The 11,659-nt window shown below is 65.8% G+C and carries 10 protein-coding genes; 4 read left to right on the forward strand and 6 right to left on the reverse strand.

Annotated features, from left to right (window positions below):
* Positions 1-3: 3 nt before the first annotated feature.
* The 6 genes from ACYVBS_RS07965 to ACYVBS_RS07990 all read right to left on the reverse strand — a co-directional run bounded on the left by ACYVBS_RS07965 (position 4) and on the right by ACYVBS_RS07990 (position 7,348).
* Entirely contained in the window at positions 4-282 is a 279-nt protein-coding gene (locus tag ACYVBS_RS07965) for a DUF5676 family membrane protein (RefSeq protein ID WP_460822914.1), read from the reverse strand.
* Positions 279-953: a methyltransferase family protein gene (locus ACYVBS_RS07970; protein WP_460822915.1), complete on the reverse strand. Its 675-nt coding sequence runs from the start codon at positions 951-953 to the stop codon at positions 279-281. Before ACYVBS_RS07970 ends, ACYVBS_RS07965 begins: the two co-directional genes overlap by 4 nt.
* A gap of 1 nt (position 954) precedes the next feature.
* A complete protein-coding gene (locus ACYVBS_RS07975; protein ID WP_460822916.1) occupies positions 955-1,257 on the reverse strand; it encodes a DUF2933 domain-containing protein in 303 nt (100 codons plus the stop codon).
* Between the two features lie 193 nt (positions 1,258-1,450).
* Positions 1,451-4,603, reverse strand: coding sequence for an efflux RND transporter permease subunit (locus ACYVBS_RS07980; protein ID WP_460822917.1), 3,153 nt, complete (start codon positions 4,601-4,603; stop codon positions 1,451-1,453).
* A 1-nt stretch (position 4,604) separates the two neighbouring features.
* Complete coding sequence (locus tag ACYVBS_RS07985; protein ID WP_460822918.1) at positions 4,605-6,161, reverse strand: efflux RND transporter periplasmic adaptor subunit; 1,557 nt, start codon at positions 6,159-6,161, stop codon at positions 4,605-4,607.
* Positions 6,158-7,348: a TolC family protein gene (locus tag ACYVBS_RS07990; protein ID WP_460822919.1), complete on the reverse strand. Its 1,191-nt coding sequence runs from the start codon at positions 7,346-7,348 to the stop codon at positions 6,158-6,160. Before ACYVBS_RS07990 ends, ACYVBS_RS07985 begins: the two co-directional genes overlap by 4 nt.
* A gap of 1,080 nt (positions 7,349-8,428) precedes the next feature.
* On the opposite strand from ACYVBS_RS07990, the gene ACYVBS_RS07995 reads away from it, so the two are divergent.
* The 4 genes from ACYVBS_RS07995 to ACYVBS_RS08010 all read left to right on the forward strand — a co-directional run bounded on the left by ACYVBS_RS07995 (position 8,429) and on the right by ACYVBS_RS08010 (position 11,589).
* The gene (locus tag ACYVBS_RS07995) at positions 8,429-9,385 is read left to right on the forward strand and encodes a DUF932 domain-containing protein (protein WP_460822920.1); all 957 of its coding nucleotides are present in this window, start codon (positions 8,429-8,431) and stop codon (positions 9,383-9,385) included.
* A gap of 71 nt (positions 9,386-9,456) precedes the next feature.
* On the forward strand, positions 9,457-10,452 hold the full coding sequence (locus ACYVBS_RS08000; RefSeq protein ID WP_460822922.1) for a YqaJ viral recombinase family nuclease: 996 nt from the start codon (positions 9,457-9,459) through the stop codon (positions 10,450-10,452).
* Positions 10,446-11,348 (forward strand): recombination directionality factor, encoded by a 903-nt coding sequence (locus ACYVBS_RS08005; RefSeq protein WP_460822923.1) that lies wholly within the window; start codon positions 10,446-10,448, stop codon positions 11,346-11,348. The genes ACYVBS_RS08000 and ACYVBS_RS08005 overlap by 7 nt, the downstream gene beginning before the upstream one ends.
* Before the next feature lie 10 nt (positions 11,349-11,358).
* Positions 11,359-11,589: a hypothetical protein gene (locus ACYVBS_RS08010; RefSeq protein WP_460822924.1), complete on the forward strand. Its 231-nt coding sequence runs from the start codon at positions 11,359-11,361 to the stop codon at positions 11,587-11,589.
* Positions 11,590-11,659: the final 70 nt, after the last annotated feature.

Here is an 11,659-nt window from a genome sequence, read left to right on the forward strand (position 1 = left end):
TCCTCATGCGCGGCGTGAGAGTGCATTGCGGATGGCGCCGTAAAGGGTGCCGGCGACAAAGCTGTAGGCGATCACGTACAACAGGCCTGCGCCTACTTCGCCCGCCGTCGTGGGCGGCACATCGCGCGTCAGTGGCCCGATCTCCAGGCCGTGCACGACAACATCGAGGGCCCCGGGGATTGCGCCTGGCGAGATCATCGCAACCATGGCGCAGGCGAGGTAGAGAAGGCCTGCCGTGGCAGCGAACGCGACCCCTTGGCGGAGAGCGGGCAGGGCGGTCATGACACACCTCCTCGGCTATCAGGTAAAGCGGGCATGGGACGTCGGCGACTGGGCAGGAAGGCAGGTACTTCGCGGATGTATCGGGCGTAGTCGCCACCGAAGCGCGCCAGGCTGTCGCGTTCCTCGCGGCGCGCCAGCCGCGCATACGCCCACACCAGGACGGGATACGTGGCGACGGTAATCAACGTCGGCCACTGCAGCAGGAATCCCGTCAGCACCAGGATGAACGCCACGTACTGCGGATGGCGGATGCGGGCATACACCCCTTCGCGAGCAACCCGTCCCTCCCGTTGCGCCTGGTAGAGCACCGGCCAAGCCGCAGCCAGCAGCCAGAACCCGCCGCCGATCAGTACGAAGCTCGCGATATGGAAAGGCCCGAAGTGTGGGTTGGCGCGCCAGCCGAACCACATCTCAAGGAGATGTCCGGCATCGTGGCTGAGCCAGTCAACCTGGGGGTAGGCCGAACTGAGCCAGGCGGACAGCAGGTACAGGGTGAGTGGGAAGCCATACATCTCGGCAAACAGCGCGACGATGAAGGCCGAGAACATCCCGAATCCCCGCCAGTCCCAGCGGGTCAAGGGCTTGTAGAAGCTCCAGGCGAAGAAAATGAAGAAAGCTGCGTTGATTGCGGCAAGCAGCCACAGGCCATAACCGTTGGTTGAGCCATCCATGTCAGCGCCCTCCCGGAAACGTGTTGGAGTCATCGTCCGGCGCCGCGTCAGTCTCGGTCGGTGGGGAACGGGGCCCGCGGGCATGATCCGAGGCGCCATCGTCATGGTGCCCACCGTGACTGCCATGTCCTCCATGCCCGAACACGTGCATCAGGGGACACAGCAACAGGAAGCCGAGCGGCAACCAGCCCAGTGAGCCCGCGAGGTGGGCGCGGTGCTCGACGATCAGGTAGAAAGCAGCCAAGCCCAGGAAAGCCCAGAAGACCCAGCGGCGTGATGGGACAGGCGTGCGGGTGGAAGTCATGTCGATGCCTCCAGGAATGGCGGCGGGATAGCTCCTGGTCGCGCCGCCAGCGACCGGGAGGAGTGGTTCCACGGGGAGAACCATTGCCGGCAATGCTCGTATCCAGACCGTAGGCGCCTGTCCGACGCTCTGCTTTGATCCGGATGAGCCAGCCGGAAGAGAGAGTTCCATCGTGATCGCGGACTGCGCGGAATCACGGCCGGCTCTCACGTAATGGCGACGTTCCGAAGGTTTTCCTTGCCAGGGCGCGCTGTTTCACGAGGGCATAAAGGGCCGGGATCACTATCAGCGTGAGCACGGTGGACGACACCATTCCCCCCACCATCGGCGCGGCGATACGGCGCATCACTTCCGAGCCCGTGCCCGTGCTCCACATGATCGGCAGCAGGCCGGCCATGATCGCGACCACCGTCATCATCTTCGGCCGCACGCGCTCGACCGCGCCTTCGATGATGGCTTCCTGCAGGTCCCGGGCGTCGAGCGCCCGTCCTTCCGTGCTGCGTAGTGCCGCGCGCTCCTCGAGCGCGTGGTCGAGGTAGATCAGCATGACCACGCCGGTTTCCGCCGCGACGCCCGCCAGCGCGATGAAGCCGACGGCCACCGCGACACTGACGTTGTAGTCGAGAAGCCACAGCAACCAGACGCCACCGACCAGCGCGAACGGTACCGACAACATCACGATCAGCGACTCGGTGACGCGCCGGAAGTTCAGATACAGCAGCAGGAAGATGATCGCCAGCGTCACCGGCACGACGATGCGCATCTTCGCGGCTGCGCGTTGCATGTATTCGTACTGCCCGCTCCAAGTGGCGTAGTAACCGGGCGGAAACCGCACCTGCTGGTCGACCGCGTCCTGCGCGGTGCGCACGTAGCGGCCGAGGTCGCTCTCGCGGGTATCGACGTAGATGTACGCAGCCAGCATTGCATTCTCAGTACGGATGCTTGGCGCGCCTTTTCGGACCTGGACATTCGCGAGTTCGCCCAGCGGCACCTGGGCGCCGTCCGGCGTGGGAACCAGCACCTGCGTGGCAATCCGCTGCGGGTCGTCACGCAGCTCGCGCGGGTAGCGCACGATCACTCCGAAACGCTCCCGGCCTTCGACCATCGTCGTGACCATCTCGCCGCCGAGCGCGGCTGCCACGACATCCTGCAGTTCGCCCAGCGTGATGCCGTACTGGGCGAGGCGCGGCAGGTCGGGATCGATGTCCAGGTAATAACCACCGGTCAGGCGTTCGGCGTACGCACTCGCCGTCCCGGGCACCTCGCGCACGGCGGCTTCGATCTGCTTGGCCAGCGTTTCCAGTTGCGTCAGGTCGCGGCCGAACACCTTGACGCCCACCGGCGTGCGGATGCCGGTCGCGAGCATGTCGGTGCGCGCCTTGATCGGCATCGTCCAGGAGTTGGCGACGCCTGGGAACTTCAGTGCAGCATCCATCTCCGCGATTAGCTTGTCGGTGGTCATGCCCCTGCGCCATTGGTCTTCCGGCTTGAGGTTGATGACAGTCTCGAACATCTCCAGTGGCGCCGGATCGGTCGCGGTCAATGCGCGGCCGGCCTTACCGAATACCGACTCGACCTCCGGAAAGCCCTTGATGATCCGGTCTTGCTGCTGCAGCAACTCGGAGGCCTTGGTCACCGACATGCCCGGCAGTGACGCCGGCATGTACAGCAGCGTGCCCTCGTTGAGCGTCGGCATGAACTCGCTGCCCAGACGCGAAGCCGGCCAAAGCGTCATGAGCAGGACGATGAGCGCAAACGCCATCGTGGCGAGCTTGTGACGCAGCACTACGTCGATCACCGGCCGGTAGGCGGCGATTAGGAAGCGGTTCACCGGGTTCTTCTGTTCCGGAACGATCTTGCCGCGCACGAACAGCAGCATCAATACAGGCACCAGCGTGACCGACAGCAGCGCGGCGCCGGCCATCGCAAACGTCTTGGTGAACGCCAGCGGCTTGAACAGGCGACCCTCCTGCGCCTCCAGCACGAACACCGGCAGGAACGAGACGGTGATGATCATCAGGCTGAAGAACAGTGCCGGGCCGACTTCGCGGCAGGCATCGATGATCAGCTGGGTGCGGCTGCGCGAACCGTCGTCGCGCTCGATGTGCTTGTGGGCGTTCTCGATCATCACGATCGCCGCATCCACCATCGCGCCGATCGCGATGGCGATGCCGCCCAGGCTCATGATGTTCGAGTTCATGCCCAGGAGGCGCATCGCGCCGAACGCGATCAGTACGCCCACTGGTAGCATTACGATCGCCACCAGGGCGCTGCGGGCGTGGAACAGGAACACCAGGCACACCAGAGCGACGATGAGGCTTTCCTCGAGCAGCGTCGTGCGCAGGGTCTTGATTGCGCGGTGGATGAGATCGGAGCGGTCGTAGACCGCCTGGACGCTGACGCCTTCGGGCAGCCCACTGGCGATCTCGGCGAGCTTCTCCTTCAGTCCATGGATGACCGATAGCGCATTCTCGCCGTAGCGCGCCACCGCGATGCCTGCGACGACGTCACCCTCGCCGTCGAGGTCAGTCAGGCCGCGCCGCTCGTCGGGCACCAGTTCCACCTGGGCGATGTCTCCGATCAGGACTGGCGCGCCACCCTCGGCGCGCAGCACCAGATTCGCGATGTCCTCGATTCCGCGCAGGTAGCCGCGGCCACGCACCATGTACTCGGTTTCGGCCATTTCGATCACGCGGCCGCCGACGTCGCGATTGCTGGTGGCGATGACTTCCGAAACCCGCGATAGCGGAATGCCAAACTCGCGCAGTCGCACCGGGTCGACCGTGACCGAGTACTGGCGCACGAAGCCGCCCACGCTCGCGACCTCCGCGACGCCAGGCGCCTTGGTCAGCTGGAAGCGCAGGTACCAGTCCTGCATCACGCGCAGCTCGTCGAGCGAGTGCTTGCCGCTCTTGAGGACGTACTGGTAGACCCAGCCCACGCCAGTGGCGTCGGGGCCAAGCGCCGGCGTCACGCCAGCCGGCAGGTTCTTTGCCGCGAAGTTGAGGTTTTCGAGAACGCGCGAACGCGCCCAATACAGGTCGGTTCCGTCCTCGAAGATCACGTAGACGAACGAGGCGCCGAAGAAGGAGAACCCGCGCACCACTTTGGACTTGGGCACCGACAGCAGCGCGCTGGTCAGCGGGTAGGTGACCTGGTCCTCGACCACCTGCGGGGCCTGGCCGGGGTACTCGGTGAACACGATCACCTGCACGTCGGACAGGTCCGGCTGGGCGTCGAGCGGGGTCCGCATCACCGCATAGATGCCGCCGGCGACGATGGCGAGCGTCATCACCAGAACCAGGAAGACGTTGCGGACCGACCATTCGATGAGGCGGCCAAGCATGTCAGTGTCCCTCGTGGCGGTCGTGGTTCTCGTGGGCGTCGTCGACTGTCGGCGTCGCGGGGTCGGCTAGTGCTGCGGGCATCGGACCGTGTCCGGCGTGCGGATCAATCGGCTCTGGCTTGGGCTTGGTTCCGGGTGGGGGCCGCGCGGTCGGGCGTTGCGCTGGGACAGGGGCTGCCGGCGCGGCCCCGTGATCCGCATGCGGATCCGGCGCAGTGGATGCATCGTGGCCGGCTTGCGCATCCCCGGTGGCGTCTGGGTTGGACGTGGGGGTGGCATCGGCGGCCGGCGCGGGATGGTCCGCGTGCCCACTCAACCCCTGCAACGCCGACTGCAGGTTGCTTTCGGCATCGATCAGGAAGTTCGCGGCGACAACCACCGCTTCCCCGTCGGAAAGTCCCGTCAGCACCTCGATGCGATCACCGGCCCGGCGACCCAGCGTGACCTCGCGCGGCGCGAACCGGCCGGGTGCGGTCTGCACCAGCACCATCTGGCGGGTGCCGGTGTCGAGCACGGCCGAGCGCGGAATGGCGAGGGCCGGTTGTGCGGCCGGCTGCGCGAGCAGCACCGTGCCGAACAGGCCAGGACGCAGATCGCCTTCGCGATTGGGCAACGCAATCCGGACGTCGATCGTGCGGGTCTCGGCATCCACGACCGGCTGCACAAACGTCACCTCACCGCTGAACGACTGACCCGGCAGGGCCACGGACTCGAAGCGTGCGGGTTGCCCGGTGGCAATCCCGGCCGCTTGCGCCACCGGCACCTTCGCCATCACCCACACGGTGGACAGGTCGGCCAGACGCAGGATGGTATCGCCCGGCTCGAACCGGGCGCCCTGGATGACCGGTTTTTCGATGACAACCGCGTTGGCAGGCGAGGTCAATACCAGATTGTGGGTGCCGTCGTCGCGTCCCAAGCGCGCTAACTGCGCGTCGCTGATCTCCCAGTTGCGCAGGCGCGCGCGGGCCGCATCCCGCAGGCGGGCCATCGACGCGGCACTGGCCGGGTCCGACTGCGCCAACTTGCGCGCGGCCGCATCGGCGAGCCGGTACTCCTTCTGCGCGGCGGCCAGCTGCGGGCTGTACACCGCCAGCAACGGTTGTCCGGCGCGCACGCGCATACCGGTCTGGTTCGCATACAGCCGTTCCACCCAGCCTTCGAAGCGCGGCGCGATGACGTACTGCCGGGTCTCGTCGACCTCGACGGTGCCGCTGGCTCGTACGACGCTGGCCAGCGGCTCGCGACGGACAAGTTCTGTGCGCACGCCCAAGGCCTGCACCTTGTCCGGCGGTAGAACCACCGTGCCAGGAGTCGCTGAAGGTTCCTCGCCTGCATAGACGGGGATGTAGTCCATCCCCATCGAGTCCTTCTTCGGCACCGGCGAGGTGTCGGGCAGGCCCATGGGGTTGCGGTAGTACAGCACCTTGCGCTCGCCCTGCGCCGCTACAGCTTCGGTAGCTGGCGCTTCGCTGCGCGTGCCGCGACCGAGCATCCAGCCAACGGCCAAGGCGACCAGTGTGGCGGCAATCGCCAACGACAGGGTCTGGTTACGCGTCATGGTGCTTCTCCTTCAATGGCGCGCACGGTGGCAGCGCCGAGCAATTCGTCACGCAATGCGTCGACCCGCGCGAGGTTCGCACCTTGCCATTCGTTGAGCGCTTCGAGCAGCGTGCCGAAGTCGACTTCCCCGACCTGGTAGCTGGCGAGCGCCGATTGGTAGGCCGCATCGGCCTGTGGCAGCAGGGTTTTTTCGGTGAGCTGGCGGCGCTCGCGCGCACCGGTCCACTGCGCGCGGGCCGCGGCGCCGCGACCATCCAGGGTGCGGCGCGTTGCCTCCACCCTGGCTAGCGCTGCCTCCTGGAGCAGATTGGCCTCACGCTCGCGTTCGCGTCGGGCGCGCCGCTGGAACGGGATCTCGACCTCGAGCATGAGTTCCACGCTGTCGAGCCCGCCGCCTCGCTGCATCACGCCGACCCCGAGCGTCACGTCCGGAAGGCGCTTGCGACGCTGAAGCACGGCGTTGGTGCGTGCGGCATCGGCGCGCGCCTGCTGCGCGAGCACGGCGGGGTGATCTGCGATCTGCTGCGAGTCGGGCCGTGCAACCGCGGACACAGGCAGTAGCGGGGCGGCCTCGGGTGCCGCCAGGGACGCGTCGCTCGGGCGGCCGAGCACCGTGTTGAGCATCGCCATCGCTTCGCGCTTGGCTGCCAGTCGCTCGATGCGTTCGCGCTGCATGTTCGTCTGCTCGACCTGCGCACGGATCGCGTCCTGCTGGGCCGCCGCGCCCAGCGCATAGCGGACGCCGGCCATCTCCTCGACCTGGCGCAGGAGCGCGATGCGGCGATCAAGCACCGCCACCGCTTGGTCGGCGTGCCAATAGCGTACGTAGGCCGACTCCGCCTCGGCGATGAGGTCGCGCGCCGCGGCATCGCGGTCGAGTTCGCTGGCATGGGCCTCCTCGCGAGCCCCGGTCCGCGCAAGATCCCGCTTGCCCCAAAGGGGAAACTGCTGACGCAGGGAGTAGATAATCTCGCTGCCCATCTCGGCGCCACGCCAAGGCCGCCCTGGGTCCAAGCCACGAAGTGCGATCCCAGCGGATGGGTCCGGCAGGGCCCCCGCCGGGAGGATCCGCGCCCGTGCGGCCTCGGCTTCGAGCCCTAGCGCGCGCAGTTCCTGGTTGTGCTCCACCAGCCAGGTACGGATCGATTCGACACTTCGCCCCGGCAAGGTTTCGGCCGCGAGCACGGGGTTGGCGCATAGGCACAAGACCCCGGCAAGCAGCAGGCCTCGGCGTGACGGGAGGCCTCGCCAGCCAAGAGCGAGTCGGTAAGGCAGGCGCCCGGCCCGCGATTCATCTGAGGGGAATGCCATGTCGGATCTGCTTCGGCTGCAGCGACAGCGCGGCAGCACAAGGGCAAGGGGGATCCCGTGCAAGAGGCACGGCGCGAACACGCAGCACTGCGCCGCACCGGTGGGTGCGGGCAGCAGGTGCTCGGGCATCAGATCAACAGCAGAGCCGCTGGGTGGGCGGTAGGTCGGTGCCAGGAAGGCGGCGGAGACCAGTCGTTGCGGGCTGGCACGCCACTATCCACCCCGTGTGCAATCACGACGATCGAGATAAACGGAATCGCGGGTGCGGCCAACATCGGCGGCACCGGCGGAATGCGCCCACTTTCGGCGGACGCGTCACCTTGGCTGCAATGAGCGGCGCAGACCGGTTGATCGGGAGCGGGCATGTTGGCCCCGCAATCGTGGTCCATGGCCGCGACTTCTGCCGGGGCGGCGTGTGCCAGCATCCTCAAGCAACCCGCATGCCCAGCCAGCGCGACCTGCGACCAGAGCAGGGCCGCTACCGCGACCAGCGCGATCCGGGTACGCCAACGGGGGCGGAGAGAGCGGAGCATTGGGTCAGACTCTACACCCGGGACCCGGACGGATTTTGACACAGATCAAATCGGGGGCAACTGGTTGTATGCGGCTGCTGGCGGACCCGGAAAAGAGCCAATCCGGCGGAAGTCCACCGCCACCGGCAGCCGGCCGCCACGATCCGAATATCTTTCAAACCCTTAATACCTACCTGAAGCGGGGGAGTCCTTCGCTTCACGGCCGAGCGCTACGTCCCAAGCGCTCACGGCAAGGTCAGAGCCATGCGCGATGACACCAAGGAGACGATTATCCAGCTTCTGACACTGGCGGCTGTTGTTCTAGCTAGCCTGCTGACAAAGCGCGATCCTCGTCTGCCGTAGCCAGTTAGTTGGCATCACAGAAGGCCCGCCCTCACCGGCGGGCCTTCTGCGTTTATGCCGTCAATCGAGGAAGTTCGACATGCACTTGGTACAAACGATGGCCTATACCGGGGAGAAGGCTTGGCACGGCCTTGGCAACAAATTGGCCCCCCAGCAGCCGATTGAGAGCTGGAAGGAACAGGCGGGTATGGACTGGACGATTGAAGAGTCGGAGGTCCGCTACATCACAGGCAGCAACAACCTCGGCATCATCAACGCCTACCCTGATAACAAAGTGCTCTATCGCTCGGATACCAAGGCCCCCTTGGCGGTGGTCAGCAAGCGCTTCAAGGTCGTCCAGCCTGGGGAGATTCTGGAGTTCTACCGGGACCTGACGGCCCATAGCGGTTTCGAGTTGGAAACGGCCGGAGTGCTGCGTGAGGGGCGCAAGTTCTGGGCCCTGGCCAAGACCGGGCAAAGCACGGTGCTCAAGGGCCGTGACCGGGTGGATGGTTATCTCCTCTTGGCCACGGCGTGCGACGGCACGCTGGCCACCACGGCTCAGTTCACGTCCGTTCGGGTGGTCTGCAACAACACGTTGCGGGTTGCGTTGGGCGGCGCCAGCGGTGCGATCAAGGTGCCTCACCGCAGCCGCTTCGACGCTGACATCGTGAAACGCCAGCTCGGGATCACGGTCTCGTCGTGGGATGGCTTCGTTGCCCGGATGAAGGCGTTGGTGGAATGTCCAGTCGACCCGGATACCGTTGAGGGGCTGCTGCGTCGTGTGCTGACGTATCAGGTTCAGGACGGCAAGGCCAACGTGGTCAACGAGCAGGCGTTTGCGAACGTTCGTGCGCTGTACGAGGGCGGCGGTCGTGGCGCGATGTGGGCTTCCAGCCGAGGAACGGCGTGGGGTCTGCTCAACAGCGTCACGGAGTTCGTGGACCACCATCGTCGGGCACGCAGCGACGACCACCGCCGTGACGCGGCGTGGTTTGGGCAAGGTGCCCAGATCAAACAGAAGGCCTGGGAAGAGGTTCTCGAACTGGTGTCCTGAGGCTCCCGACATTGACCAACGCGCCATAACGCCCGGCCCTTCGGCCGGGCGTTTGCTTTTGGAGAATTGAGATGAAGACGCAAAGCGCATTGCGCCTGGCTGACACCCGGGCGCTTGACCGTGAGCAATGGCTGGAAGTTCGCAAAGGTGGCATCGGCAGTTCGGACGCGGCTGCGGCGGTAGGGCTCAACCCCTACAAGAGCCAACTGGAACTGTGGCTGGAGAAAACCGGTCGCACCGAGGCGACCGGAGAGCACCAGGGCATGAACGATCCTCGCTTCTGGGGCACGCTGCTGGAGCCCTACGTGGCGGTGGCGTACCAGCAAATGACCAGCCGCAGGGTCAGGAAACTCAACGCCGTGCTCCAGCACCCGACGTTGCCGTTCATGCTGGCCAACATCGACAGGGAAGTAGTCGGCAGCCCCGAGGTCCAGATTCTGGAGTGCAAAACCGCGGGGGAGTTCGGCTCACGGCTCTGGAAAGGCGGGGTGCCGGAGTACGTCCACCTCCAGGTGCAGCACCAGCTGGCGGTGACCGGCAAGGGCGCAGCCGACGTGGCTGTGTTGCTCTGCGGCCAGAAGCTGGAGATCCACCGGATTGAGCGCGACGACGACGTCATCGCCCGGCTGATGGTGCTGGAAAGCCACTTCTGGAGCTACGTGGAGTCCGATACTCCGCCGCCGGCCGACGGCAGCGAGTCCGCTGCCAAGACGTTGCGCCATCTGTACCGGGGCAATGACACGACCCTGGACCTCACCGAGGATGCGGTGCTGGGCAACACCTTCGATGCCCTGGCGGCGCTGGATGAGGAGCTCGCAGCCAAGACACGTGAGGCCGAGCGGCTGAAGCAAACCCTGCAACAGGCCATGGGGGATGCCTCGAAAGCCACCTTTGCCAACGGCCTGGTCACTTTCAGGCGATCCAAGGACGGCTCCCGGATCGATACCAAGGCACTGGCCGCCGACCATCCGGATCTGGCGACTCGCTACACCGTCACAACGCCGGGTAGCCGCCGCTTTGTCCTGTCCCCACAACCGCCAACTACCCCAAGGAGCGCAACGTGCTGAAGGGCCTCGTGATAACCCCGCCGGTAGTCGGACGCATCTCGATTGGGCGGGTGGTAGAGCGCAACGGGAAGCGCCTGCCGGAAAAGGACGACCAGTTCACCCTGACCTCGCAGGTCCAGAACCGGGAGGGCTGGGTGCTGCACCCGCTCGATGAACAGTTGAGGCGGGCGGCGGACGGGCAGAAGCTGCGATCGATCCCCGTGCGGATGCTGTTCAACGATCCGTCACTGAACCTGCGGGCGGACTATTCACTGTTCGATCGGAACAGCGGTCGGCCGCGCTGTGTGGGCAATGGGGAATCGTGCCGGCGCTTGGAGAAGGAGGGCGTGGTGCAGCATCCCTGTCCGGGGCCGGATACCTGCGCGTACGCCATGGGTGACTGTAAGGCGTACGCCCGACTGAATGTCCTGGTCGGCGACGGGGAGGAGGACGCGTTGGGCAGTTTCGTGCTCCGGACCACGTCGTACAACACTATCCGGACCTTGGCCGCCCGTCTCCAGTACTTTAGTGCGGTCTCCGGCGGACGGCTCGCCCACATGCCGCTGGAACTCAAGCTCCGTGGCAAGTCGACCGCCATGAGCCACCGGGCGGCCATCTACTACGTGGACCTGGTCGTTCGGACCGGACTCACGTTGGAGCAGGCCGTTGGCCAGGCGATTGAAAAGGGTGGGGCGTCGGAGGAGGCCGGGGTGGACCAGGCGGCCTTGGATGAGGCGGCCCGACAGGGGTTCGCCAACGGCGCGTTCGAGGATCTGGCTGAAGACGTGCCGGCCGTCGTGGAGGAGTTCTTCCCCCAGGAGGAAGTGCCTGCAGGCCAGAGCCCGTCGACCATTGGGGGACCCGGCGAGCTGCGGGAAAAGCTGGCGGGAAAGGTCAGCCGCCTGGCACATGGCTAAAGGAGGGCTGATGAAGGCCATCAGGTACGGGCTGACCTCGGAAGAGGCAGATTGGGTTGAAGACGTGATGTCCAACGATGAGAACAGCGACGACCACGAACTGGTCAGGTACTTCATCCGCGGTGGACTGACGCGGATGCAGGCCCAGTCGGTCATCCACCACCGTGGCGACTATTTGACCCGGATAATCCGCAAAGGCGAGGGGCCGCTTCGCCTCGGCCCGAGGGGGTCACAATGCTGACGATCGTGGGCGGGATCGTCGTCTACGGGTTCGCGATGTTCGGCTTGGGCGTATATCTGCACCGTGTACA

The organism is Lysobacter olei, from assembly GCF_054777355.1.